The organism is Alphaproteobacteria bacterium HT1-32 (genome assembly GCA_009649675.1).
Lineage (GTDB): Bacteria > Pseudomonadota > Alphaproteobacteria > Rhodospirillales > HT1-32 > HT1-32.
Genome location: WJPL01000005.1, coordinates 20,421 through 46,915 on the forward strand (window position 1 = coordinate 20,421; position 26,495 = coordinate 46,915).

The 26,495-nt window shown below is 56.8% G+C and carries 20 protein-coding genes; 12 read left to right on the forward strand and 8 right to left on the reverse strand.

Going from position 1 to position 26,495, the window contains the following annotated elements; genetic code table 11:
• Nucleotides 1-6: 6 nt before the first annotated feature.
• The 5 genes from GH722_20215 (at nucleotide 7) to GH722_20235 (ending at nucleotide 7,804) form a co-directional block, all read left to right on the forward strand.
• Complete coding sequence (locus GH722_20215) at nucleotides 7-1,509, forward strand: hypothetical protein (protein MRG74090.1); 1,503 nt, start codon at nucleotides 7-9, stop codon at nucleotides 1,507-1,509.
• Nucleotide 1,510: 1 nt separating this feature from the next.
• Nucleotides 1,511-2,965 (forward strand): sulfatase-like hydrolase/transferase, encoded by a 1,455-nt coding sequence (locus tag GH722_20220; GenBank protein MRG74091.1) that lies wholly within the window; start codon nucleotides 1,511-1,513, stop codon nucleotides 2,963-2,965.
• A 94-nt stretch (nucleotides 2,966-3,059) separates the two neighbouring features.
• Nucleotides 3,060-4,601 carry a sulfatase-like hydrolase/transferase gene (locus GH722_20225; GenBank protein ID MRG74092.1) on the forward strand — a complete coding sequence of 514 codons (1,542 nt, stop codon included), beginning with the start codon at nucleotides 3,060-3,062 and terminating at the stop codon, nucleotides 4,599-4,601.
• 37 nt (nucleotides 4,602-4,638) lie between these two features.
• Nucleotides 4,639-6,837: a DUF3604 domain-containing protein gene (locus tag GH722_20230; protein ID MRG74093.1), complete on the forward strand. Its 2,199-nt coding sequence runs from the start codon at nucleotides 4,639-4,641 to the stop codon at nucleotides 6,835-6,837.
• Nucleotides 6,791-7,804 carry a pyridoxal-phosphate dependent enzyme gene (locus GH722_20235; GenBank protein MRG74094.1) on the forward strand — a complete coding sequence of 338 codons (1,014 nt, stop codon included), beginning with the start codon at nucleotides 6,791-6,793 and terminating at the stop codon, nucleotides 7,802-7,804. Before GH722_20230 ends, GH722_20235 begins: the two co-directional genes overlap by 47 nt.
• Nucleotides 7,805-7,813: 9 nt before the next feature.
• Here the strand turns inward: GH722_20235 and GH722_20240 are convergent, their stop codons facing one another.
• A complete protein-coding gene (locus tag GH722_20240) occupies nucleotides 7,814-8,491 on the reverse strand; it encodes an MOSC domain-containing protein (GenBank protein MRG74095.1) in 678 nt (225 codons plus the stop codon).
• Nucleotides 8,492-8,510: 19 nt separating this feature from the next.
• Complete coding sequence (locus GH722_20245) at nucleotides 8,511-9,086, reverse strand: MarR family transcriptional regulator (protein ID MRG74096.1); 576 nt, start codon at nucleotides 9,084-9,086, stop codon at nucleotides 8,511-8,513.
• Nucleotides 9,087-9,174: 88 nt separating this feature from the next.
• Between GH722_20245 and GH722_20250 the strand changes: the two genes are divergently transcribed.
• From GH722_20250 to GH722_20260, 3 genes are all read left to right on the forward strand, one after another.
• Nucleotides 9,175-9,924 carry a hypothetical protein gene (locus tag GH722_20250; protein MRG74097.1) on the forward strand — a complete coding sequence of 250 codons (750 nt, stop codon included), beginning with the start codon at nucleotides 9,175-9,177 and terminating at the stop codon, nucleotides 9,922-9,924.
• A gap of 117 nt (nucleotides 9,925-10,041) precedes the next feature.
• Complete coding sequence (locus GH722_20255) at nucleotides 10,042-10,503, forward strand: redoxin domain-containing protein (protein MRG74098.1); 462 nt, start codon at nucleotides 10,042-10,044, stop codon at nucleotides 10,501-10,503.
• Between the two features lie 248 nt (nucleotides 10,504-10,751).
• Nucleotides 10,752-11,078, forward strand: a complete 327-nt coding sequence (locus tag GH722_20260) for a hypothetical protein (GenBank protein MRG74099.1) — start codon at nucleotides 10,752-10,754, stop codon at nucleotides 11,076-11,078.
• 67 nt (nucleotides 11,079-11,145) lie between these two features.
• Here GH722_20260 and GH722_20265 read toward each other — a convergent pair whose 3' ends face one another.
• From GH722_20265 to GH722_20285, 5 genes are all read right to left on the reverse strand, one after another.
• Nucleotides 11,146-14,265: an ATP-binding cassette domain-containing protein gene (locus GH722_20265; GenBank protein ID MRG74100.1), complete on the reverse strand. Its 3,120-nt coding sequence runs from the start codon at nucleotides 14,263-14,265 to the stop codon at nucleotides 11,146-11,148.
• Between the two features lie 40 nt (nucleotides 14,266-14,305).
• Nucleotides 14,306-15,802, reverse strand: a complete 1,497-nt coding sequence (locus GH722_20270) for an HlyD family efflux transporter periplasmic adaptor subunit (protein MRG74101.1) — start codon at nucleotides 15,800-15,802, stop codon at nucleotides 14,306-14,308.
• 59 nt (nucleotides 15,803-15,861) lie between these two features.
• Entirely contained in the window at nucleotides 15,862-18,900 is a 3,039-nt protein-coding gene (locus GH722_20275; protein ID MRG74102.1) for a cyclic nucleotide-binding domain-containing protein, read from the reverse strand.
• Nucleotides 18,901-18,977: 77 nt separating this feature from the next.
• Nucleotides 18,978-19,766 (reverse strand): hypothetical protein, encoded by a 789-nt coding sequence (locus GH722_20280; protein ID MRG74103.1) that lies wholly within the window; start codon nucleotides 19,764-19,766, stop codon nucleotides 18,978-18,980.
• 220 nt (nucleotides 19,767-19,986) lie between these two features.
• Nucleotides 19,987-20,775: a hypothetical protein gene (locus GH722_20285; GenBank protein ID MRG74104.1), complete on the reverse strand. Its 789-nt coding sequence runs from the start codon at nucleotides 20,773-20,775 to the stop codon at nucleotides 19,987-19,989.
• A 105-nt stretch (nucleotides 20,776-20,880) separates the two neighbouring features.
• On the opposite strand from GH722_20285, the gene GH722_20290 reads away from it, so the two are divergent.
• The 3 genes from GH722_20290 (at nucleotide 20,881) to phnN (ending at nucleotide 23,529) form a co-directional block, all read left to right on the forward strand.
• Complete coding sequence (locus GH722_20290) at nucleotides 20,881-22,257, forward strand: TolC family outer membrane protein (protein ID MRG74105.1); 1,377 nt, start codon at nucleotides 20,881-20,883, stop codon at nucleotides 22,255-22,257.
• 176 nt (nucleotides 22,258-22,433) lie between these two features.
• On the forward strand, nucleotides 22,434-22,988 hold the full coding sequence (locus tag GH722_20295; GenBank protein ID MRG74106.1) for an HD domain-containing protein: 555 nt from the start codon (nucleotides 22,434-22,436) through the stop codon (nucleotides 22,986-22,988).
• On the forward strand, nucleotides 22,981-23,529 hold the full coding sequence (gene phnN, locus GH722_20300; protein MRG74107.1) for a phosphonate metabolism protein/1,5-bisphosphokinase (PRPP-forming) PhnN: 549 nt from the start codon (nucleotides 22,981-22,983) through the stop codon (nucleotides 23,527-23,529). The genes GH722_20295 and phnN overlap by 8 nt, the downstream gene beginning before the upstream one ends.
• Before the next feature lie 62 nt (nucleotides 23,530-23,591).
• Here phnN and GH722_20305 read toward each other — a convergent pair whose 3' ends face one another.
• On the reverse strand, nucleotides 23,592-24,476 hold the full coding sequence (locus GH722_20305; protein ID MRG74108.1) for a CoA ester lyase: 885 nt from the start codon (nucleotides 24,474-24,476) through the stop codon (nucleotides 23,592-23,594).
• Between the two features lie 214 nt (nucleotides 24,477-24,690).
• Between GH722_20305 and GH722_20310 the strand changes: the two genes are divergently transcribed.
• Nucleotides 24,691-26,127 (forward strand): aldehyde dehydrogenase family protein, encoded by a 1,437-nt coding sequence (locus GH722_20310; GenBank protein MRG74109.1) that lies wholly within the window; start codon nucleotides 24,691-24,693, stop codon nucleotides 26,125-26,127.
• Nucleotides 26,128-26,495: the final 368 nt, after the last annotated feature.

The following is a 26,495-nucleotide window of genomic DNA, read 5'->3' on the forward strand; positions in this document are numbered from 1 at the left end:
CGGACCATGGATATTCTTGATGGTTTTGCCTTTCTGTTCAGCAATCCGGTCGCCCTGCTGTTTGTCGGCCTCGCCGCCGTCATTGGTATTATTGTTGGTGCCCTGCCAGGTCTGACGGCTGCTGCAGCAATTGCGATGCTGCTTCCGATTACCTTCTATCTTGATCCGTTGTCAGCACTGGCTTTTCTGTATGTCATCGGGAAATCAGGCCGGTTCGGCGGGTCGATTGCGGCAATTCTGTTCAACACGCCGGGGACGGCGGCCTCTGCTGCGACAATGATCGACGGCTATCCGATGGCGCAGGCAGGCAAGTCGGGGAAAGCCCTGAAGATCGCAACCGTTGCCTCCGTGGTTGGTGACTTCTGTGGCGAGATGATTCTTATTTTCGGGGCAGCTTTTATTGCCTCCTACACGGTTCGGTTCGGACCGCCGGAATATTTTTCGATCTACATCATGGCCTTTGTCGTCATCGGCAGTGTTATCGGGAAGTCGATCATCCGGGGGATTCTGAGCACGCTGTTTGGTGCTTTCATTGCGCTGATCGGCCTTGATCCGATAACTGGTGAAAGCCGGATGACGATGGATTTTCTTGAACTGGAGTCGGGGCTGTCGCTGGTGCCGCTGCTGATCGGGATTTTTGTTGTCAGCGAAGTGCTGGTTCAGATCGAGGCAAAGGCTGCGGCAACCTTCTCGCGGTTAGAGGACGGCTCAAAACGGGATCTGGATGCAAACCGGCTTACCCTGTCGGAATTCAGACGCTGCATTCCCGTCATGCTGCGCTCCTCAGCTGTTGGTTCCTTTATCGGGATGATGCCGGGACTGGGGTCATCGGTTGCCTGTTTCGTGGCTTATGGCGAAGAAAAACGCCGCGCAAAGAACAAGTCAGAATGGGGCACCGGAATTGTTGAAGGGATCGCGGCACCGGAATCGGCAAACAATGCGGTTTCAGGCCCCAGCATGATCCCGCTGCTGACCCTTGGGGTTCCGGGCAGCACCATCGCCGCCATTCTGGTCGGGGTTTTCCTGATCCATGGTATTCAGGTCGGTCCCAATATTTTCACCACATCGCATGATCTGGTTTTCGGGTTGTTTGCGGCGGGGCTGCTGGGCATCGTTCTTTATGGCCTGATCGGTTATTTCGGCGCCCCGTTCATCGGCCGTCTGATTGGGCATGTGTCTCCGTCCGTCATCTATCCGTTTATCTTCCTGACAGCCTTCATCGCGGCCTATTCGGCACGGTCCAGCCTGTTTGATGTCGGGGTTGCCCTGGCATTTGGTGTGGTCGGATATCTTATGCGGCGGTTCGATTTCTCGGCACCGGCGTTCATCATCGCCTTCGTTCTTGCAAAGGGGGCTGAGGAAGCATTCCGGCAATCCCTGCTGCTGTCGGACAACGGCATGCTGATCTTTGTCGAGCGACCGGTGTCCGTAGCTTTCCTGCTGGTCGGTGCGGTCGTCGTTGGCGTGCGGATGATTGGCGTATTACGTAAACCAAAGACGGAACTCTGATATGACCAGCCCAAAAACACCGAATCTGCTGATCCTGATGTCTGATGAGCATTCCCGCAAGGCGCTGGGCTGTTACGGCAATCCGTTGCTTAAGACGCCGAACCTTGACCGGCTTGCTGCCCGGGGGACCCTGTTCAGCAACGCCTATACACCCTGTCCGATCTGCGTGCCGGCCCGTGCCGCCTTTGCGACCGGGCAATATGGTCATGCAAGCGGGCACTGGGATAATGCAACGCCCTATATCGGTGAACCGAAGTCATGGGGGCACGCCCTGCAACAGGCCGGCGTGACGGTGGGGTCTATCGGCAAGCTTCATTACCGAAATGCCGAAGATGATACCGGTTTTGATTTTCAGCAATTACCGATGCATCTGGTTGGCGGCGTTGGTGATGTTCTGGGCTGTGTGCGCGAACCCTTGCCGGTACGCTGGAAGACCCGGACCATGGCTGAAAAGATTGGACCGGGTGAGACATCCTATACCGCCTATGACCGTTCGATTACGGAAGCCGCGACAAGCTGGATTTCTGACCGTTCAGCGGCTGAAAACGATAAGCCCTGGGCTTTGTTCGTGTCGATGGTGGCACCGCATTTTCCGCTGATTGCGCCGGAAGAATTTTACGAACTCTATGAGGCAGCCGGGACAATGCCGTCAAAGCTGGCGGATGATCCGGACCATCCGTGGCTGGTCGCTTTCCGGAAATGCTACCCTTATGACAACTTTACTGACGAGACGACGCGGATTGCGCTGGCATCCTATTTTGGTCTGGTGAGTTTCCTCGACAATAATGTCGGCAAAATCCTGGACAGCCTGGATGCTGCAGGCCTGACCGACAACACCCGTATTCTGTATGTCAGCGACCATGGCGACAATATGGGAGAGCGGGGGCTTTGGGGTAAATCAACGCTGTATGAGGAATCCGCCGGCATTCCGATGATTGCTGCCGGTCCGGGTATTCCGTCAGGGCGTGTTTCAGCAACGCCTGTCAGTCTGGTCGATGTCTACCCGACCGTCATTGACGCGATGGGGCTGGTGCCTGACGGAACAGATCGTCAGGGTCGGTCGCTGCTCGAAATTGCAAATAACCCGGATGATCCGGAGCGGGTTGTCTATACAGAATATCATGCGGCGGGGGCGTCCGGCGGTGCCTTCATGGTCCGTCGCGGCCAGTGGAAGCTTTGCTATTATATTGATATGCCGCCGCAACTGTTCGATCTGGCGGCAGATCCGGAGGAACTCCGTGATCTCGGCAAATCTCCGGATTACGCCGATATTCGCGCCAGTCTCGAAGCTGACCTGCGGGCGATCTGCGATCCGGAAGAGGTGGATCGCTGCGCCCATCGTGATCAGGCAGCCATCATCGCGGCCAATGGCGGCCGTGAAAAGGTTGTCGAGCGTGGTGGTTTTGGCGCCACGCCAGCCCCCGGTGAAGCACCCCAGTTTACGGCCTCCGGCTAACCGGAACAGCGATAACATCTGGCGTATCAGGCCATGCCTGACAGGACAACTGCGCCCGAATTCACTCTGTCGACAAGATTAAGGATATTACGAAATGACCCGACGTCCGAACATTCTTCTCATCACTTCCGACATGCAGCGCGCCGATTGTTTCGGACGGTTTGAGAAACGCGGGGTGCGGGCGCCACATGTTGAAATGCTGGCTGAAGCCGGCACCCGGTTTTCCTCCTGCATCACGCCGAGCCCGATCTGCATGCCGGCACGGGCTTCCATTCTGACCGGGTTGCTGCCGCTGACGCATGGTCTTTATGACAACGGGATCGATCTCAGCCCGGAGATGTCTGACCGGGGTTTTGCCGGGACGCTGGGACGTGCCGGCTACCGGACCGGTTTTATCGGCAAGGCACATTTCTCGACCTTTGAAACCTTCAAGCCGACAGGCTCGCCGGAATGCCGGTTCAGTTCTGCGGATTATCCGGAAGACTGGACCGGTCCCTATGGTGGCTTCGACCATGTTGAGCTGATGACCGTCGGGCATCTGCACCGCAAGCGGGCACCGGAGCGCCCGCCGCATGGTCAGCATTATGAACGCTGGTTCTGGTCGCGGGCAGAAGGTGACCGACCGTTTGAGATGCATACGACCAGCATGAGCCCGGAAACGGGAGCGGCAAATACCTGGGATTCCGCCTTGCCGGAAGCCTGGCACACCAGCACCTGGACGGCTGACCGGGCAATTGATTTTCTCTCGAAACAGGACGGCGATACCCCGTTCTGTGCCTGGGTCTCGTTCCCGGATCCGCATCAGCCCTATTCACCGCCTGATCCGTGGCACAGAATGTATGACCCGGACGAAGTCACAATTCCCGAACATCGCACGATGGACCTTGAACGGCGTCCCTGGTGGCACCGCGCCGCGCTGGAAGGTGAGCCGCAGATCAAGGATGCGCGGCTGGCCAATCACCGCAAGACCGTCTCCCGTGTCCCGCCGCAGACGGACGAGCAGCTTCGCCATATGACGGCGAATTATTTCGGCATGATCTCGCTGGTCGATCACAATGTCGGCCGCATTCTGAATGCGCTGGCCGATCAGGGACTGAAGGAAGATACGCTGATTATCTATACCAGTGACCATGGCGAGTTCCTCGGCGATCACGGCCTATATCTCAAAGGGCCGATGCTTTATGATTCACTGCTGCGGGTCGGGCTTGTCATGTCCGGTCCGGGTATCCCGGCCGGACAGGTTGTCGATGCGCCGGTATCGACAATGGATCTGCCGGCAACTTTCTATGATATCGCCGGGGTTGAGGCACCGATGCCGCTGCAAAGCGAAAGCCTGTTGCCGGTCATGAAAGACGGCAAGGGCCGTGCCGCGGCCTACAATGAATGGTCCCTGCAGGCTGTTCGCTGTGGTGTGGCGCTGGACCTGCGAACCGTCCGGACGACGACACACCGCCTGACCCTGGAACTGGGGTCGAATGAAGGCGAAATGTATGACCTGGTGAACGACCCGGACGAGATGGACAACATCTATGCCGACCCGGCGCACTCGGAAATCCGTCAGCATCTCGAAGAACTGATCCGCAACCGCCCGGGTGAAGTTCTGGAAAACCTGCCGGAAGCGGTTGGTATTTACTGATCCCCTTTTGACCCCCATTCGCTGACTGGAAAACCAGATGCCTTACAATACCTATCGCCGTGATCTTATGGGGACTGCGGTTATCAGCCCGGAGGGACAGTTTGAAGCCGGTTCCTGGCAATCGCTGACGCTGGTTTATACGGCGGGCAAGTTTGGCATTGATGATCAGGGAGGGCTGCGTATCGGGTTTCGCGGCCACTTCGATGGCTCTGCCCTGCAGACCAGCGACCCCGAAGCGCCGGGCTTCACATCCGTGGAGGCATCAAACGGGGTTCCGCTGAATGTGGTCTATGACATTCGCCGGAACATCCGGCCCTGGAACAAAAGCCTGTTTATCCGCTGCCTGCGTTTTCTGAAGGAAGGTGACCAGATCACCATCCGGTTTGGCGACCAGCGTCAGGGGTCTCCGGGTATGCGGATGCAGACTTTCTGTGAGTCCTGCTTCATGTTTCAGGTCACGGTTGACCCGTTTGCGACCCAGGATTTCATTGCCCTGCCAGCCGAGCGGCAGCCAACGATTGCCATCGTCTCTGGTCCGCCGGTCAACTGGAAAGTTGTTGCGCCGACATTGCGCCGTCCGGGTGAGGCTTTCCGGCTGTCGCTTAAGGCAGAAGATGTCTGGGGGAATCCGTCCAATCAGGTTGACCGGACAGTATCTCTGTCTGCGACCGGGCCGGTTACCGGATTGCCGGAGACGGTGACATTCCGGTCCGGTGACTTCGCACAGGTTGCAGAAGGTCTGTCGATTGATAAGCCGGGAACTTATCGCTTCAGTGTTCTGGACGAGGCCGGAGAGCTGTTATGCCAGAGCAATCCGCTGGTCATCCGGGATATGCCCTTTGCCCATTTCTGGAGCGATATGCACGGGCAGAGTGAAGAGACCATCGGAATCAATACGGCGCGGGAGTATTTTGAATTCGCCCGTGAAAAATCCTTTCTCGATATCTGCGGGCATCAGGGTAATGATTTTCAGATCACCGATGCCTTCTGGGCAGAACTGAACAGTCTGACAGCCGAGTTCCAGATTCCCGGCAAGTTCGTGACGCTGCCGGGATATGAATGGTCGGGGAATACCGGGCTGGGCGGTGATCATAATGTCTGGTACCGCACGGAAGGCCGCCCGATCTACCGGTCCAGCCGTGCGCTGGTTGAAGATCGCACCGCACCGGAAACCGATGCCCATTCAGCGATTGACCTGATTGAGCGTCTGAAAGATGAGGATGCGCTGGTTGTTGCCCATGTCGGCGGGCGCTATGCCGATATCAAATATGCCCATGACGCCAAGCTGGAACCGTCGGTCGAAGTCCATTCAGCATGGGGTACTTTTGAATGGATTCTGAAAGATGCTTTCGAGGCCGGTTATCGCATCGGCATCGTCGCCTCCAGTGATGGTCACAAGGGCCGTCCGGGAGCCAGCTATCCCGGTGACAGTGCCTTTGGTTCCTATGGCGGGCTGACATGCCATCTGCTGTCGGAACTGGACCGGGACGAAGTGTTCCGGGAGTTCCGCAAGCGCCATCATTATGCAACGACCGGTGCCCGTATCTATCTGGATGTCACGGCTGGTTTCGATACGGACACACCATCCTGCCGGATGGGCGATATTGTCGGGACAGACAGTGCGGGGCTGGATCTGCAGATTGATGTTGAGGCTGCGGCCCCCATCGAACGGATAGACATTTTTGACGGGCTCGACAATCTGGCGACCCTGCGTCCCTGGTCACTCGACGACCGGCAGGGACGACTGCGGATTACCTGTGCCGGACAACATTACCGTGGGCGGGGGCGTCTGGTGCGCTGGACGGGAACGGCGCAGACCACAGAAGGGTCGATCAGGCGGATCGGGGCGGTGAATTTCTGGAATCCGCATCATCAGCCGCAACAAACCAGTGATAACAGGGTCGACTGGCGGGTCGTTACAACCGGTGGTGCAGCCTCGGTGGATGTCTGGCTGGATGACGATGCCTGGAAAGGTGAGATGGAGATTGAAACCAGCGAGACCACAGTGACCGTCAGTCTGACGGACCTGACGGCAGAGGGTGAAACGCATTCCTGCGGCGGAATGGATATCCGGCTGATGGCATCGCGCTTGCCGGACAGCCTGACAGAGACAGGGTTTTCCCAGTCCCGACGAATTGAACTGGCTGCGGGCCGTGAGGCCCGGCTGTTTGTCCGGGTGACACAGGAAGATGGTCATCAGGCCTGGTCCAGTCCGATTTACGTTACCCGGACCTGAAGGAGTAACGACCTTGTTTATCGCCGCTGATGCGACGGAACTTATTGGCAAGACGCCGATGTTACAGCTGAATCGCGTATTCCCGGACAGCCCGGCCCGGATCCTTGCCAAGTTTGAAGCGGCGAACCCGACTTCGATCAAGGACCGGGGAATGCTCAGCATCATTCGCAAGGCGATGGCGGAAGGCCGGGTTCGCGACGGAACCGAGGTGGTTGAAGCGACCAGCGGAAATTCCGGTATCGCCATTGCCAGCCTGGCTGCAATCATGGGCTTTCGTGCCCGGTTGTATATGAGTGAGGCCTGCAGTGTCGAACGCCAGAAGCTGATGTGTGCTTATGGGGCAACGGTTGTTCTGACCCCAGCGGCAGAACATACCAAGGGAGCCCGTGACCGGGCGCTGGCCTATTGCGCAGCAAACCCGGAAACAACCTTCTTTGCCAATCAGCATTCCAATCCGGATAACGGGCTTTCTCATTGCAAGACGACAGGCCCTGAAATCTGGGAACAGACGGGTGGCGATATCGGGGCTGTTGTTATCGGGCTCGGCACCTGCGGGACTTTTGAAGGCCTGTCGCGCTATTTCAGGAATGCTGACCCGTCAATCCGGATCGTTGGTGTTGAACCTTCTGCCAGTCCCGTCTTTTCAGGCGGGTTGCAGGGTCAGCACAAGATCAACGGTATCGGGCCGGGAATGATTACCGAGAATTTCAGGCGGGGCGCAGATCGCCTCGACGAGATACTGCTGGTCGAGGATGATGTCGCGTTTGAATGGTCCCGTCTGGTAACCCGCAGGGAAGGGATCATCGTTGGCCCGACCTCCGGAGCGACAATCTGGGGTGCCGGGGAACTGGCCAGACGTCCTGAATTCTCCGGCAAGACAATCGTCTGCTTCATCTATGACACGGGGGAGCGTTATCTGTCGGTGCCGGAACTGTTCAGCCTTGATGGCGTTGAGCAGGCGGACTGAGCCTGCCTGTCAGCTTCCGACAAGTCGGGGGGCGGTGTCTTCCACATATGAGGCATCGCATTTCTTTGCGAAGGACTCGCGCCAGCCTTCGGCCAGTGCGGGCAGGCGGGCCAGTGTGGCGGCGGTTTCAGGGTCCAGCCGGGCATTGAAACGGGCTGCAATGACCCGGATCAGGGCCCAGTCAGGGTTCAGGCGTTCCAGCAGGGTGAATTCATCACCGACTTCCACAGTGCCGGCTTCCAGTACCCGGTAATACCAGCCCGTTCTGACCGTCTTCTGAAACCGGGCGGCCATCGTCTTTTCACCGATATGATTGTTGAGCTTCCAGCAAGGCTGGCGGCCCTGGCTGACCTGAACACGGGCCGTACCGAGAGCGAAGATATCACCGATGCAGAGTGTCTCTTCGGTCATGCCTTCTGTTGAGATATTCTCCCCGAAGCCACCGGGATGAAACTTGTCGGCCAGTTGGGGGAACTCGGCCCGCCATTTTGCATAATGTTCTGCCGCATAATGATGTACGGCCTTGTCTGGTCCGCCATGGACCGTCAGGTCGGCCTGCGCATCCATCTCAAACCCCAGGGTCTCAAGCCGTTGAGGGCCGGGTGCAGGCTGTTTGCCGATGGCGCTTGGTGGTCTTCCCGGCCAGCGGTTTTCAATCCTGCCGGTGAATAATCCTGATACTTTCATCACTGAGATTCCTTAAAGTCTAACTGGCGAGTTCGTGTTCGTGGCATATCTGGTCTGTTTCTGCAGGCAGCAATGGTTCATTCAGCAGCAGACAAAAGGCTCCGGCTGTGTCGGCACGATGGTGGCGACAGGTCCGGCAGATGCCAAAGCTCCGCCCTCCGCGGGCTAAGAGTGCCTGCCGGATCACTTCGGTGAGCTGGTCGGAAAGACTGTTCAGTCTGGTCTCGGATAACTGGCCGAGAGCATTGTCTATCGTGGTTTTGACATTCAGTGCAGCATGCCCTGCTTCCGTCACATCGTAGGAAATGGTCCGCTTGTCGAATGCAGACCGCACTTCCTGCACGAGGCCTTTCCGGGCCAGAGCCTTCAGGGTCTGTGACACGGTGCCGCGTGTGGCGCTGAGATAATCCGCTACCTGTGACGGTGACCGCGAGAAGCGGTTGGCATTGGTGAGATAGGACAGTGCTGCCCGCTGGGTTGGATTGATATCACCCGCCCAATCGCCGGAGGCCGTGATTCTGGCAATCCGGTCAAGCATCTCCCGTACTGTGTCGCGGGAGGATGAGGGAGGTGTTTTGTGAGCAGGTGACGTCATTCAGATATGATAGCGACTCAATATTATTGATGCAATTATAGCGACTCGCTATTATATGTCGATCATGTTTCATCAAATGGAGGCTCCCATGAGAACCCTGTTACTCACATCTGCGCTCGTTATGGCTGCTGCTTATCCTGCTCTGGGGGATGGCGGGCAGGCGGTCGACATGACAACGGCAGTACGCTCAGCCGCCGACCCGTCAAAGGTTGCGTCCTTTGATATTCTCGCTGCTCACGTTCATCGCGGTGGTCGCAATGTCACTTTCCATATGACGACCAAGGGTGTCGCTGGCGCAGACATTCCGGAGCCGGTGGGTAAGCTGGCCGGTGCCACGGTTCACTCCTATGTCTGGCCGACATCGCTGGATCCGTCGGCGGTCGGCTTTGAGGGCAAGACCGGTATTCTGGCTCTGGCGGCGACCAGTCATCCGGATTTCGATGACACCCCCCTGTATGATGAAGATGGTGATGGTAATCCGGCCAATGACGGCAGCAGGTGGCATTCGCACTGGGTTGTGCTGACGCCGACCAAAGCCTGTGGTGAAGGGGCGCTGGGTGTACGTGATATTGCGAAAGGTGAAAGTCCCGCGATGCCGGCAACATGGCCGGGCTTGCCGATCTTTATCGACAGCCCCGGGTTTTCGCCGCTGTTTGACGGTCCGGAAATCAAGATCAATGTTTCCTTCCGGAATGCTGAAGCCATTGCCGGTGCGTCCTATGACGGGGTGACATCTGCATTGCGGGTAAATGCGAATGTCCATGCGCCGCTGTTATGCGTTGTGGATGTCTTTGACGTTGCCTCGGGTGATCTCAGTCTGCCGGGGAAAATAAAGTAAACCACCACTTGGCGGGGCGGATGCCGGAGACTGTACCGGCTTTCAGCCCCGCCTTTTCAGGAAAAAATCATGACTGCTAACCGGTATGGGAGGGGGGGCGTAATGAGACAGGAAGCAATACAGCTGGCACCGGAGCTTTCCGTGTCTCAATGGTTCAACACGGCGGAAGACCTGACGCTTGCCAAACTGCGCGGCAAGATTGTCGTTATCGAGGCATTCCAGATGCTCTGCCCGGGATGTGTTGCGCATGGTCTGCCACAGGCAAAGGCGGTTCATGAGACCTTTTCCCGCGAACAGGTTGCGGTGATTGGCCTGCACACCGTCTTCGAACATCATGCGGCGATGACACCGGTCTCGCTGGAGGCCTTTCTGTCTGAATATGGGATTTCGTTTCCGGTCGGTGTCGACGCGCGGGGTACAACGGACATTCCGAAGACCATGCAGGCCTATGCCATGCGGGGGACGCCGTCGCTTATCCTGATCGATGGGGATGGTCACCTTCGGGCACAGTATTTTGGTCAGGTTCCGGATCTGCGTCTGGGGGCCGAAATCGCAACCCTGATTGCTGAAGTGATGTAACGCTGACGGGCGATGGCCCCCCCCTGTTTCCGGACAATTTTAGACAAATTCCGGTTAAATGGTCGGCATGTGATGATTATCACATGCATCGCAGGGAAGGGCGGCCTAGGTTGGCTGATCGACGGGGGCAATATGAGGCCCTCCACCCGGCCCGGGGAGCATTTGCTCCGGGGGCACGGCAAAAACAAAAACAAGTCCAAAAAACAAGAAAAACAAACGATCAATTGTCATGACACAGGAGACATAACATGACCGAACTCAATTTCGCTGAACTCAGCATTTCCGTAGCAGATCTTCCCGTCCGTGCCTCGTCACTGAGCGACGAAGCACAGGGCGATGTCCTTGGTGGCTTCAGTTGGTCAAGACGCAAATCTGCCTTCGGTCGCGCCTCGCTGCGCCGTAAACTGGCTGCCCGCAAAGCGAAGCGCTATTCGTCGAAGAGGAGGGCTTTCGCTTTCAAGGCAATGCAACAGAAGAAGCAGAAGATGAAGCGCAGCAAGCGCAGCTCTTACCTTGCCAAGGCTGCTTTCCATGGTCGTCTGGCATCGAAGTACAAAGCCATGGCTCGCGGCTGATCTTCAGCCGGCCTGACTTGTCTGAAGGGGGATGTCTTTGGCATCCCCCTTTTTGCTTGTCTGGAAGTTATTCGACGCTGAGCTGGCGGGCGGTCAGCTGATAATAAAGCGCGCGCTTCTCGATCAGCTCATCATGGCTGCCGACCTCTGCGACGATGCCATTATTCAGTACGACAATCTTGTCTGCATTGCGGATCGTGGATAGCCGGTGCGCAATCATCAGAACCGTCTTGTCCTTATAGTTTGCCATGATGGCATTCATGATTGTGCGCTCGGTTTCGTTATCGAGTGCAGATGTCGCTTCATCCATGACCAGCATGCCGGCCGGTTGCAGCAACGCACGGGCGATCGCCAGGCGCTGGCGCTGGCCACCGGACAGGTTTGACCCTTCCTCAGCCAGTTTCGCATCATACCCGCCAGGCATCTTCATGATGAAGTCATGGGCTTCCGCCATTCTGCTGGCTTCGCGTATTTCATCCATCGTGGCGGTGGGGCGGGCCAGCGCAATATTGTCGCGTATGGTGCCGCTGAAGATGAGCGAGTTCTGCGGAATCATGGCGATCTGCCGGCGCAGGGACGGCACTGAAACTTCCGAAATTTTGAAGCCATCAACGAGGATTTCCCCGCTGCTTAGCGGATAGAAGCCATAGAGCAGTTTGATCAGGGTGGATTTTCCACAGCCGCTGGCGCCGACAAAGGCGACTTTTTCGCCCGGTTCGATTTTCAGATTTACGTTCTGTACGACATTGTCCGGGTCATCCGGCTCATACCGGAAGGCGACGCCCCGGAACTCGATATCACCGCGAATGGTGGGCAGGCTGACCTTGTCCTGTTCGTCTTCCTCGCTGGCGATTTCCGGTTCCTTGTCGAGGATATCGTTCAGCCGTTCAATGGCGACATAGGTTTCCTGCAACTCGTCCCACTTGCCGAGAACAGAGCCTATCGGCCCCTGAACACCATTGGCGAAAACCGTGAAGGCGATCAGCTCGCCTATCGTCATATCCCCCCAGATGACGTAGGCGCCGCCCAGAAACAGAACCGCGATGTCGCCAAGAGAATCCAGCGTGCCGGAGAGCAGTCCGGCAAACTGGCTCAGTTTTGCCTGCCTGAATTCCATATTGGCGACAGCGGCGAAATTGTTCTCGTATTTCCAGCGGGCCATGAAGTCGGAGCCAGTGGTCTTCAGGGTCTGTGAGCCCCGGATGGATTCGATCAGATGACTTTCCTGTTCGGCCTCTTTGACAAATGATTCCCGGCCAAGTTGCCGCAGTCTGGGTGAAATATATTTGATGATGAAGACATCAAAGAACATGAATCCGATGGCAGCAAAGGTCAGCCAGGCATTGAAATAGAGCATGAAACAGAGGTAGGTGATTGCCGTCATCAGGCTGAGGAAAGTTTCCAGTCCGTCTTCAGTGATGAAGTTCGTGACCTCTTCATGCTGTTCCAGCCGGTTGGTGATATCACCGGTCTTGCGGGCTTCAAAGAAGCCGATGGGCAGGCGGAGCATCCGGTCATAGATGTGCCCGATCAGCTCCAGATTGCAGCGCATGGTCAGACGCAGCGTCATCTCGTCGCGTATGTAACTGAGCAGCATGTTGATGAGTGATACGGAAGACATAACGACGATGGCTGCCATCAGCCATTGCTGGTCCCCCTTCATGATGACGTCATCGACGACAAACTTCGAGAACAGGGGAACCAGCACGGCAAGCACTTGAAGGAACAGGGCGGCGACGAAAATTTCCCCGATCAGCCGCTTGTGCGGTTTGTAGAAATGCCAGAACGCCCCGAGTGTCGGCTTTGATTCGACGATATCGTTGAACCGTTCCGTCGGTTCCATAAAAATCGTGTAGCGCGACCAGCCTGCCTCGAATTCCGCATGACTGTAGGTCACGATTCCCTGAGCCGGGTCGGCGATGATGACGGAGTCATCGGTGATTTCATGGACCACGACCCAGTGGTAGCCACGCCAGTTCGCGATGGCTGGCAGCGTTTCCTCGCGCAACTGATCGAAGGTGCTGGTATAGGCGCGGGTCACAAAACCGAATTCCTCGGCAGCACGGATGACATTGGCCATCGACGCACCGTCCTGACGGACCCGGGCGACCTCACGCGCTGAATTGATGCTGATGGTCTTGCCATAATGCTTGATGACCGTGCAGAGACAGGCTGCTGAACAATCCATCTCACTGTGCTGGAGGACAGATGCCGGTTTGCGATAGCGACGGGCTATCCAGTCGCGCCAGCCGCCCGGTTTCACATCGATGGTACGGTTCTGTTCCTCTGCTTTCGCAGCGGCCTCGGCAATGCGTTGTTTCCGGAGGTCATCCTTCCGCTTGGCTTCTTCAAGCCGGCGCCGGCGTTTCTCCTCGCGGTCTGTCGTATCGGTGATCCGGACCTTCATCAGGTCACCAAGGCGACTGGCAACTTCGTTCTCTTCGGCCAGCACCCGACGCATGTCGGCGCCTTCGATTTCGTAGACAACGGCCTCGCTTTCGGCGACGACATTTGCGGTCCGGGGATCACCGCTGATGACGGCCATTTCGCCGACTATGTCGCTCGGGCCAAGCGTGGCCAGCCGATGCGAAGGGGCTTCTGTCCGGTTCACCACAAACCGGCCGGACTTGATCATGTAGAGATGATCTTCAACCTTGCCCTGTTCAATCAGGGTGGCGCCCGGCTCCAGTTTATGTGCGCCTGCCTTTGCCGACAGGGACATGATGGTCTCGCGCGGGATCCCGGCCAGCGCCGGGCATTCGCTGAGGAAGCTGGCAACTTCCTTCAGACGCAGGGCGGTGGCGATATTATCGGCGACTTCCGGATTCTGTTCGAGATACTGGTTCAGCTGATCCCGGGGGATAACGAACAGCACGGTCTCCTCCTCGCCGGACCAGACCGCGTGGAGAAGAGGAATTGCCTCCTGAAAGGATTCATCACCGAAGTAAGTGCCTTCATGCAGGGTGTCGAGAACGGTTGGATTCCCCGATGCAGACTTCAGCAGCAGTTTCACCTGCCCTGACAGCACAAAGCTGATTCCCCTTGCGGGAGCGCCTTTCTCACAGATCAGATGTGACGGTCTGATGGTTTCGACATCACCGATCGCGGCGATCTGCTGTCGTGCTGTCACCGGCAGAGAGGCGAACATCGGTGCAGATGCGAGGCGGTCTGATGCAGTTACCGACATGATATCAGACCGTTCATCTGGCGGGGCCGGAATGACATCATCAGTTCATCTTCTTCAGGATCAGCTCAATGATCCGGCGTTTGTCAGTCAGCAGGTCCACTTCAACGGTCAGTCCGGGTTGCAGGGCAACCGGCTGGCCTCTCACCTTCAGGGTCGCTTTTTCGAGTTCCAGCCGGACGGCAAATTCCGGGCGGTCGGGCTTCGGATAGATTTTGAGAACCTTCGCCGGAATGCTGCCGAACTGACGGAACGGATAGGCATCAACCTTCACCCGGGCTTCGATGTCCTTGCGGACAAAGGCGACATCCTTGTTGGCGATGATGGCGACGACGATTGGCCGGGCATTATCGGGAACAATCGTGGCGATCATGTTGCCGGTCGACACGATGCGCCCGGTCGTCTGAAAGCCGAGTGCGGTAATGGTGCCGTTTACCGGGCTGGTGATCTTCAGATGGTCGATCTGCATCTGCTGGAGATTCAGTTTGTTCTGAAAATTCACGATCTCTGCATTCACGGCATTTGCCGTATTCGCAAAAGTGGTGACAGAACTGGAGAGGTCGGCAAGTGCCTGACTGACGGCGGCCTTTTCCCGCTCCAGCGAATCCCGAAGCTCCTTCTCGCGTTTTGCAAGGTCGCTGCGGAGATTGGCGACGGCCAGCCGGGCGCGCGAGATTTCGAGCTCCGCTTCGTTTATGGCCTGACGCTGGGAGATGACGTTGCCCTGGGCGGTAATCATGCTGTCGCGTGCAACATTGACCTGGGTAATCGGGACAATCCGTTGTTCGGCAAGGTCTTCCGTCTGTTTCAGATCCTTGCGTCGCCGTTCGAGAACCCGCAGCCGCGTATCCAGCATCTGCCGTGATGTCGCCAGCGATTTTTGCTGGCTGGCGATGCTGTCCAGATTTACCTGAATCTGCGACTTCGCCAGGGCAGCACCGCTGCGTTCAAATTCCGCTATGTTGAACTCTGCGGTCTCCAGCTGTTTCTGGCTTGTCCGCAATGTGTGAATATAGACGAGTGCGGCACCGGCATCGACAAAGCTTGATACCGGACGCTGATTGACGATTGCCGGGTTTTCGACAATTTCGCGGGCGATCCTGCTTGATAACTCAAGCTGCCTCTTCTTTTCGATCTGCAGGGCCAGCGCATTTTCGATGCCTTTCAGGTCAACATCGGACTGCGATCTCTGAAGAAGCATGATGACGTCGCCTTCGCGGACTGAATCACCTTCAGCAACATTCATCGACAGCACGACACCGCCTTCCCGTGCTTCGACGGTGATGTTCTGCCCCTGCGGAACAATTTCCCCCTTGGCCTGAACCTTCACATGAATTTTGGTGAAATAGGACACCATGCCGGCGATCAGGATTGCCGCGATAAAAGCATAAAGCGCGCCCCGCATCAGAACGGGAGGCACGGCCTGAATGATCTCTGATCGCTCGTCCTGCTTGCGATTTTGCTCCGCATAGCGGTTGAGAGCGGCCTGCTGATCGTCGTCCATTGATTCGGGTGCTGACTCTTTCTCAGAATCTGCCATTGGTGGCCCCTGTTGCTGCCGGATCAGATGCGTTTTGCATGGCTGTTTTCCGTTGCCTGTCAGTGTGTCGCGCGGTTGACGAGATAATGATACATGCCGCCTTGCTGGATCAGTTCATCATGGGTGCCGGTCTCGACGATCTTGCCTTCGTCCAGCACGACAATCATGTCGGCATTTCGAATGGTTGATAGCCGATGGGCGATAACAAGGCTGGTTCGGCCTTCGACAATCCGGTCGAGATTCTGCTGAATGATGCGTTCGCTCTCATTATCCAGCGCGGATGTGGCTTCATCGAGAATCAGCAGATTCGGGCTGGCGGCCAATGCCCGGGCGATGATCAGCCGTTGTTGCTGACCGCCGGACAGGCTGCGCCCCCCCTCACCGATCCGGGTGTCAAACTTCATGGGGAAGGAATCGACGAAGCTGCTGACGCCTGCCAGAGACGCCGCCGAAATAATGCTTTCAAAAGGCAGGGCGGGATTTGAGAGAGCAATGTTCTCGCGGACAGTACCGCTGAAAATGAAGGGTGTCTGTTCGACCACGCCGATTTGCTTGCGCAGGGAGGTTATCTCCAGGCACCGCACATCGAGATCGTCGATATAGACAGCCCCTTCTGACTGAACCAGCATCCGGTTGACCAGATTGACCAGTGTGGATTTTCCGGAGCCGCTGCGGCCGACAAAAGCCACTTTCTGGCCGGCCTGAATGGTCAGGTTAATATCCTGAAGCACCCAGGGCCCGTCGTCTGTATAGCGGAAGTTGACGTTTTCGAACCGGATCGCGCCTTTAAGGGGCGGGCAGATATTTCCGCCGTCTTCGGCTTCCCGCGGACAGGAAAGAACATCATTGATGCGTTCCAGCGCGATCTTCAGTTCAAGATATTCGTCGTAGAAATCGGCAAGATCCTCCACGGGGTCCGTGACCTGGTTGGCGATCCCGGAAAACGCGATCAGCAGGCCGGGTGAGAGGGTGCCGTCGAGTACCATATAGGCACCAATCCCCAGAATCAGAATGTCGGAGAGCTGGTCGATGAATTCGATGGCCAGTTCCATCTTGTTGTCGAAACGCTCGCTGCGATAGCTGACACCCTGTTCATCGGCGAACATCCGGATGCCGCGCTTGCGGAAGTCATCTTCCTGGGCCAGCGCCTTGATCGTGTAGATGCCTTTGACGACTTCGATGATATGCGAGTCTTTTTTCGCCCCTATACTGAAGGATTCCTGCTCATAGCGCCGAATTTTCGGGGCACAGAAGATGGTGATCGCGGCGATGCTGAGTGAGGCGAGGATCACAATGATGGCCAGCTTTGGCTGCATGGCGATCACGATCGGGGTGAAGATGATGATGTTCACCGTATTCATGATGATCCGCATGCCGCCGCTGGAGACGGTGCCGAGAATTTTCTCGTTCTCGGCAAAGCGGGCCATGATCTCGCCGGTTTCCCATTTCTTCAGAGTCTGAAGTGGCAGGGCGAGCACATGACCGAAGAACCGGACGAACAGAGTTCCGGTAAGGCGGCGCATCAGATGCAGGGTCAGAAACTCGCGAATGGCTCCGGTGACCATTGCAACAACCGTCGCGCCCAGAATCACGGCAAGCAGGATCGCCAGCAGATTCCAGTCGCCGACTACCAGCACATCATCAATCAGAATTTTCGTGAAGAACGGCGGCATCATTGCCAGTGCGGCCAGCAGCACGGACACCAGCATGATCCGGGATACCAGCGGCATGAAAGGGCGAAGCAGCGGCAGGAACTGTTTGTAGATCTTGGGAACACTGGCACCGACCGCGCCAAAGTCCGGAACATAGGAAATCACCAGGACATTGCCGTCCCAGACTTCCAGGAAGCTGTCCAGTGTCACGCGGCTGATGCCGTGAATCGGGTCGGCAATCAGCGCTTCACCGGATTTGACTTCATAGAGGACAGCAAGCCCGCCATCGATGTTCCGGACAATGGCAGGCAGCGTGACAGCCGGAAGCTCGGCCCCGTCGATCATCATCAGCCGGCTGAGATATCCGGCAGCTTCGGCCTTGCGACTGAGCGAGTACATATCATCCGGTTCACCATGTGCCAGTTGCGCCTCTTCAAGATCTATCGTCTCAAAGGGACGCCGAAAGAAAGCGGCGACCATGGCCAGGCAGGCGACACCGGCCAGCACGGGTGAGTCCGTCCTGGCATGCCAGGCTTTGGTGCGAAATGGCCAGCGACCGGCTCTGAAACTTTCAAGATGAATCTGCTGCACATGGGCTGCGGCTGGGCTGTCGGCGTCATCCGGCGCTGCCGTTATCAGCGTCTGTTGCTGGCGAAGATGCCGGGATGCCTGATCGGCGAGCAGTTCCTGAATGGCGCTTTCCGAACCCAGTGACTGTTCGAAGTCCTGGCGGTTGAGTGACAGCACGCGGGTTGGCCCGTCGGCGGCAGCACCTGCCGACCGGGGTTCATCATAGACCAGTGCCATTTCACCGAGAAAGGTGCCGGTTTCCTTGAAGCCGAGCAGTTTGCTGCCCGCAGTTTCCTTGATGATCCGCAGCCGGCCTTCGCGGACAAAGTAGATAGCGTCACCCGGGTCACCCTCGTGAAACAGTATTTCGCCGTCTGACAGATCGGTGGTGACGATACATTCAGCCAGTTTCCTGATGACCGGCGGTTTCAGGCCGGAAAGCAGGTTCTGGGTCTTGAGGAAATTGAATTCGTCGTTTCGGGCAGATGCTTCTTCAATGCGCGTACGCATTTCCGGATGGCGGTCCATGGCCGACTTGAAGGCATCAATGGAAAGCTGCAACACGGTTGTGCTGCCGGTTGCTCGGATCGTTGCGGAGGAGGGGCCGCCATGCAGCAGACCGCGCTCACCGAACCCGTCCCCTTTCTTCAGGACAGCCAGCGTGATTGGCTTGCCGTCAGCACTGTCATCTACGACGCGGACCTTGCCGGTCTGAATCAGACAGAAGCCGCCGCCCGTCTCGCCTGTCCGGCGCAGTACTTCGCCCAAGGCAAAGCTTTCGACAACGGCTCCTTCAAGCAGTTCGTCGAGAACATCGTCTGGCAAGGTCGCAAAAAAGGGATGTGCCCCAAGCAGGGCACGCGTATCCGCAGTCATGGCCGTTCACGGGTCATAGGTGTGCAGAACAGGAGGATGGCAAGGTGTGCCCTGACCATCCCCTGATCTGTCATAACCTATTCGTCGTCGTCATCATCTGCCGGGATCTCTTCGACGATCCCAAGAAGCGGATGACCAACCTCGGCGGCAGCAGCGATGTCTTCAATCAGAGCTTCGAACAGTTCATCCCGGATCGATTCTTTGATCACATCCAGCTCTGGCCGGATGATGTTGCGGACCATGTAAATGGTATAGCCGTCACTTTCCTTGATCGGACCGATCAGATCGCCGGGGCTGGCGGCAAAAACGGCTGCTTCGATTTCACCGGTAACCGTCGCACGTGTGACTTCGCCAACAAAACCGCCCTGCCGGAATGTATCACCGTCGATGGAATGCTCGACTGCCAGCGACTGAAAGCTTTCCTCGCCTTCTTCGAGCTGTGAATACAGCTCGTCTGCCATATCTTCTTCAGCAACGGTGATCGAGTAGAGTTCAGCAACGTCATATGCGTCTTTGTTGACGGCAAAATACTCGGCAATATCCGTATCGGAAATCGTCGTCCGCAGCTTGTTGCGCACGACCCCGATTTCAAAAACCGCCTGAAGGGTTTTCAGGTCGATATTGTTCTCGGCCATCCAGGCGTTAAATGTGTCTGCTTTCTCAAGCTCAAGTTCATAGCGATATTCGTCGAAAAAAGCCTGCAATTCGTCGGCGCTGGCTGAAATCCCATTTTTACTGGCGTGCTGTACAACAGCTGCATTTTTCACGGTTTCATTAATAAGGGCCGTGTTTCCGAGAATTAGCTGCCACTGCAAAGCCGATTTCACGTCAATTGCTGCGCCATTTACGGTGATGAAGGCTGTCATTTCGTCCCCTTGGTATTTCTTGTTGCGGAAGTTTCCCCGGAAAGACCGCTGACCTGTTAAGTCAGGCAGGCTTCCACCCCTCCGTTGTCTTTATCGTCGACCGGGGAGGTCCTGTATAGAACGAAATGACAATTTTTACGCCGTATATGTATTGTTCATATTACCAAGGGCTGTGATTCCGGCGCTGTCTGGTGATGGATTCAGGCCTGCCGGTCCGTCGTTAGTTCCCGGTCATCACGACCGCCTGTCTGGCCAGTATGCCGAGTTGTTCTGCAAGCAGCGATTGGCGGATTTCCGGTTCGACCTCGCCGATCGGCGGTTTCTGAAAACCGCTGACCAGATAGATGTCATACTCGGTCCCGTTTTTCAGTGGCCCGACGATATCTCCGGGGTCCACGCTGAATACTGAAATCGCGACTGTTTCCGGCAGGTCTGCCCGTGTCACCTCGCCGAGATACCCTGCTGCCGGACGGGTCGTTTCGTCCGTTGAATGTTCCAGCGCAGCGAGATGAAAGTTCAGTGTCCCGTTTCGTAACTGGTCTGCCATTTTCTCTGCTTCCCGGCGGGTGGGAAGTGTTATGGCGTACAGGCTGGCGGTTTCCAGTTCGGTTGCAAGCTGCTGATAGGTCTCGGCGATCTGTGTGTCTTCGATGGCGAGTAACAGTTTGCTCCGCAGGGCCCGCAGGCGGCAGGCATCGGCCATCGCCCTTTCATCCATATGATTGGCCTTGAGCCAGCGCCGTGTTTCATCCGCTGAGTCGATACCCATTTCATAACGAAACTCGTTCACGGCCTGCTGGAGGTCGTCGGCGGTCAGTTCAATTCCCGAATGAATCGAATACTGAACAAGTACAGCCCGTTCTACGGTCAGATCGAGAAAAGGTTCGGGGTCTTCAACGGATGACCAGGCCAGTGCGCGGCTTAAACTTACCTCGTCACCATTTACAGAAAAGGTTGTCATATTTGTTCCCGATGATGTTGATGAGGAGATAATACTGTGCGATGCCATAAATGTTGAAACAATTCCGGTTTCTTGTATCTCTCGAATTCCGGGGCTGTTTTCCGAGATTGTCAGGTTGGTCAAAAAATATCTGATCTGACGGGTTTTGCTGGAATGGCTGGGAGGGTCATGAAGCGTTTTTCTGGACTGTTTTTTGCGACGGTTATGCTTTGTCTGCCCGCCTCGGCAAAGCTGTCAGCGGAGACGCTGACGGATATGCTTGTTCTCGCTTATGACAGTAATCCCAAGATGTTAGCCGGTCGTCAGGCGTTGCGTGTGGTGAACGAGCAGTTCCCGCAGGCGGTTGCGAACTGGCTGCCGACCCTGTCAACGGCGATGAGTGCTGACCGGTCACTGAGCGCCAGTGAGAGTACGGCACCCTCCAACTCCAGAACGGACACTTACAAGAATACGCTGAGCTATGCCCAGACAGTCTTTGATGGTGGCCGGAACTTTGCGCGACTCGACAAGGCGGTGGCCTCGATCCGGTCCCAGCAGGAGACATTGCGACTGACCGAACAGGGCGTTTTGCTGGATGTCGTGAAGGCCTATATGAATGTCATCAGGGACCGGCAGACACTCGCTCTGCGCGAAGCCAACAAAATTCTTCTGGAGCAGCAGCTTGCCAGCACCCAGGTTCAGTTCAACCTGCAACAGCGAACCATTGCCGATCTGTCACAGGCGCAGGCGCGATTGCGTGCTGCCGAAGCCACGGTGATTGGTGCGGATAATAACCTGAAGACGTCCGAGGCGAGTTATCTCGAACTGACCGGGCTGGCTCCGGGAGAACTGGAAATGCCGGGAAGGCCCGTGAATCTTCCGGTCGATTTAGAAGAAACGATCATTCTGGCGGAAACATTTCTGCCTACCGTCGAAATTGCCCAGTATGCGATTGATCTGGCCGAATATGATGCCTCAATTGAAAACCGTTCCCGGCTTCCAACTCTCGGGCTGGCGGCCAGTCTGACGCATCAGCGCAGCAAGGAAGCCGGTGCCGGCCCTGCGACAGACCAGCGCGATATCAGCGCGACAGTTACGCTGACCGTGCCCTTGTATCAGTCCGGGGCAGAGCTTTCCCGTCTGCGGGCTGCCCGGATACTTGTCGGCCAGCGCCGTACAGAACTGGAAGATGCCAAGCGCTCGGCCCGAAGTGCGGCAGTGACCGCCTGGCGCACCCATGTCAGCGCCAACGCGCAGATTGAATCGCTCCGGGAAGCTGCGAAGGCGGCGGAAACGGCCCGCGACGGCATCGCACGTGAACTGAGCGTCGGCCGTCGCTCCGTGATTGATCTTCTGGATGCCGAGGCGGAGCTTCTGACAGCGCAGGTCAACCTCGCGGCCGGCGAGCGTGATGCACTTGTTGCGGCCTTTGAGGTGCTGAATGCGACAGGTCAGCTGACGGCTCGTGATCTCAATCTCCCGGCTGATATCTATCGGCCCGTTGATGATTTCGAACGCACGAAATGGAAACTCTACACAACCAGTGAGTGACTTCCCGTCAGCCGTTTACGGACGGTCTGACAAGGCTTCAATGCTGCCGGATATGACGGAAAGAATTGATTTTCCGGAAGCTGTTCGCATGGTGACAAAGATACCGGCAAAAAGCGCAGACCCTTCAGAACAGGACGAAATTTCGGCTGGTCGACGCGCTGTCAGAGGAGATTTCCATGGATGTTATCGGTGCGATTGCCGAGACATTGCGTCTCAAAGGCGAACAGCAATATGGCAACGAAAATGTCAGCCAGCTTGCCCATGCCCTGCAATCGGCGGCACTGGCAGAATCTGAGGAGGCATCATCTTCGCTGATTGCCGCATCATTGCTGCATGATATCGGACATCTGGTCGACAAGCGGTTTGAGATCGGACAGCAGAAAGATGTTGATCGGCATCACGAAGATATTGGTGCGGCTTACCTGTCCCGGTTCTTCCCTGCCGGAGTGACGGAACCGATCCGGCTGCATGTTCCGGCAAAACGCTATCTTTGCTATGTGGAGCAGGGCTATTTCCAGAGCCTGTCCCCGGCATCGGTCCGCAGCCTGGGTTTGCAGGGCGGCGCTTTCTCGGCCAGCGAAGCGGCTGACTTCATCGGCCAGCCTCAGGCAGCGGAAGCTGTGCGTCTGCGCCGGTGGGACGATCTGGCAAAGGTCCAGGGGCTTGAGACGCCTCCGCTCGAACATTTCATGTCTTATGTCGCGCAGGTACATACGCCTGCCGATGTCTGATCCGGGCCGACTGTTTCTGGTCGTCGGACCCTCAGGGGTCGGCAAGGATTCGCTGCTGGATGCCGCGCGCAATCACTTCAGGCATGATGCAGGAACAATCTTCCCCAGACGCGTGATAACCCGCCCGGCAGAGGCGGGTGGCGAAGATCACTGTTCCGTTGATGACGCCATGTTCACGAAACAACTGAAAGACGGGGCCTTTGCCCTGCACTGGGTTGCGTATGGTCTGCGTTATGGCGTGCCGGTGACTGTTGTAAATGATCTGGACGCTGGCCGAAATGTCGTCGTCAATGTTTCGCGTACGGTGATTGAGGATGCACGGGCCCGCTTCCGGCATGTTACCGTACTGTCCGTTATGGCGGACCCGGAGATACTGGCGGCCCGTCTGGCAGGGCGGCAACGCTCAAGCGATGGCAATCTGACGGCCCGGCTGGCACGGGGCGCACTGATGATCCCGGCCGGTCCTGATGTTGTAACCATTGATAATTCAGGGGCGCTGGATGATGCGGTCTCCGCTTTTGTGAGCGCGATCGCCGGTTAACAGAAACCGGCAGTTCTGTTCAGGTTTTCCGAGAGTTCAGCGTTCAGACCATCCGTCAGTTTCTATCGCTGACCGCTAGCCATTGTTTCGACCCGTTCGGCAACGGCGATGATGCGCTGCATGTCACGCAGGACCGGTTTCTCGATCAGTTTGCCATCCACCACCACAAGGCCGGTATCTGCTGCCTCAAATTCGGCAATGATCCGGCGTGCGCGTTCAACGGTGTCGCTGTCGGGTGTGAATACATCGTTCAGGACAGGTATCTGTTTCGGATGGATTGACCCTTTGCCGCTGAAGCCCAGATCGCGAACCAGTTCGGCTTCACGGCGCATGCCATCCGGGTCTTCGAGGTCAAGATAGGGCACATCAATGACATCCAGCCCGGCGCTGGCGGCGGCATGGGCAGTTCGTGACCGGGCATAGAGCAGGGGCTCCCAGGCATTTCGGCAACGCAGTTCTGCCGCCATATCAACTCCACCAAAGAACAGGGCATCAATACGCGGACTGGCACGGGCGATGTCATGAACGGCCTCCAGCCCGGCATTGGTTTCAATGATGACATGCAGACGTGTGGCATGGCCGCGTTCAGTCAGCAGGGTGTCGAGCCAGACTATTTCATCCGGCGTTCTGACTTTCGGCAGCATCAGCGCCGGCGGCGGGGTATCGGTCGCCAGCACAGCCTGTACATCGGCCAGGCCGAAGGCCTCGCGCAGACAATTGATCCGGACGATCCGCTCGACGCCATCATCTGCCTGCGGTTTGGCAAACAGGTCCATGGTCAGGGACCGGGCCAGGTCCTTGTCTTTGGGTGCGATGCCGTCTTCCAGTTCAACACAGACAATATCGGCGCCGGATGCGAGAGCCTTGGGATACATGTCCGGTTTCAGGCCGGGGGCGAAGATGAAACTGCGCCGGGGTCTGATCTGGCGGTCGGTTGAGGCTGTCATTTCTGAATATCCGTCTGGTCGTGACTGAGAGAAAAGGGAGGAGCATTTCACCAATGCAGTCTGCATTATGGAAATTCTGTCGGGGCGGGTGCAAGCCGGATTGCCGGAAATCAAACGGCTGACTGGTCTTGCCGGACAGGATAAGCGATACCAAGTGCCAGCAGAACAGGATGACTGGTCGCCTGTTTCAGGCGATGACATGGAAGGATATCATATGATCGAGAAACGCGAATTTTATATTGATGGCAAATGGGTCGCCCCCGCAAAAGCGGCTGACCTTGAGGTCATTGATCCCTCGACCGAGGAAGCCTGTGCGGTGATTTCTCTGGGTGATCAGGCAGATACGGACAAGGCGGTTGCTGCGGCAAAAGCCGCTTTCCCGGTCTGGTCAAAGACACCGAAGGCAGAACGCATCGCGCTCGTTGAGAAAATCCTCGAAATCTATATGGCCCGCTCCGATGAGATGGCGGCGGCGATCAGTCTGGAAATGGGCGCGCCAATCGATATGGCGAAGGCACAGCAGGCCTCTGCCGGGGCCTGGCATATCAAGAATTTCCTCCGCGCAGCCAAGGGGTTCGAGTTCGAACGGATGCTCGGCAGCCATGCACCGAATGACCGTATTCTCTATGAGCCAGTCGGTGTCTGCGGTCTGATCACGCCATGGAACTGGCCGATGAATCAGGTGACACTGAAGGTCACTCCTGCCCTGCTGGCGGGCTGCACCATGGTTCTGAAGCCGTCGGAGATCGCACCCCTGTCTTCGTTGCTGTTCGCTGATATCCTGCATGAGGCGGGTGTGCCGGCGGGCGTGTTCAACATGGTCAATGGCGACGGTGCGGGCGTTGGTACCCAGCTGTCTGTTCATCCCGATGTGGACATGATCTCGTTTACCGGGTCAACACGTGCCGGTATTGCCATCTCAAAGAATGCTGCCGAAAGCCTGAAGCGGGTTCATCTGGAACTGGGTGGCAAGGGCGCGAATATCATCTTTGCTGATGCCGACGAGAAGGCGGTTAAGCGTGGCACCCTGCATTGCTTCAGCAATACAGGTCAGTCCTGTAATGCGCCGACCCGGATGCTGGTACAGCGTGATATCTATGATAGCGCCGTTACGACAGCGACGGCAGTGGCCGAAGCCTCCACTGTTGGTCCGGCCAGTGAGAGTGGCCGGCATATCGGCCCGGCAGTGAGCGCTGCCCAGTTCGAGAAAATTCAGGGGCTGATCCAGAAGGGCATCGACGAGGGCGCCCGTCTGGTTGCCGGTGGAACGGGGCGACCGGAAGGAGTGAACCGGGGATATTTCGTGCGTCCGACCGTGTTTGCGGATGTTTCCAACGATATGACGATTGCCCGGGAAGAGATTTTTGGCCCGGTACTGTCGATCATTCCGTTCGACACGGAAGATGAAGCGATTGCCATCGCCAACGACACACCCTACGGCCTGACCAACTATGTACAGAGCGAAGATGGCGAGAAGCGGGCGCGTGTCGCACGTCAGCTGCGATCCGGCATGGTGGAAATGAATGGTCAGTCCCGCGGCGCAGGAAGTCCGTTCGGAGGTATGAAAGCCTCTGGTAATGGCCGCGAAGGCGGCGTCTGGGGACTGGAAGACTTTCTTGAAGTCAAAGCTGTCAGCGGCTGGCCAGACTGATGTTTTTACTCTCTCGTTCCCCGTCCGCGAGGGCGGGGACGGGAGAGGCCTGATTTAGAATATTACATCTGAAATTCCGACTCGATATCCGGCTTCTACGGGTAGAATGGCACCCGCCGGTTGCTGGCGGGCAATAGCCGCAGACTTTCCGGGTTTCTGATATCTGTTTGTTTTCACGATAATTTTTTAACCGTGAATTCAATATTACAAATATTACATGACCGTTTTGATAAACGCCGATACTGTTTCTACAGGGGTTGTGTAAGCTAATAATAATAGTCGCCGTCTGTTCCTTATTCCGGTCGCGCAAGACAACCGCAAAGCTACCCCTGACTGACGAGGTCGGACGGCGGTTGCCAGAAAAGGAA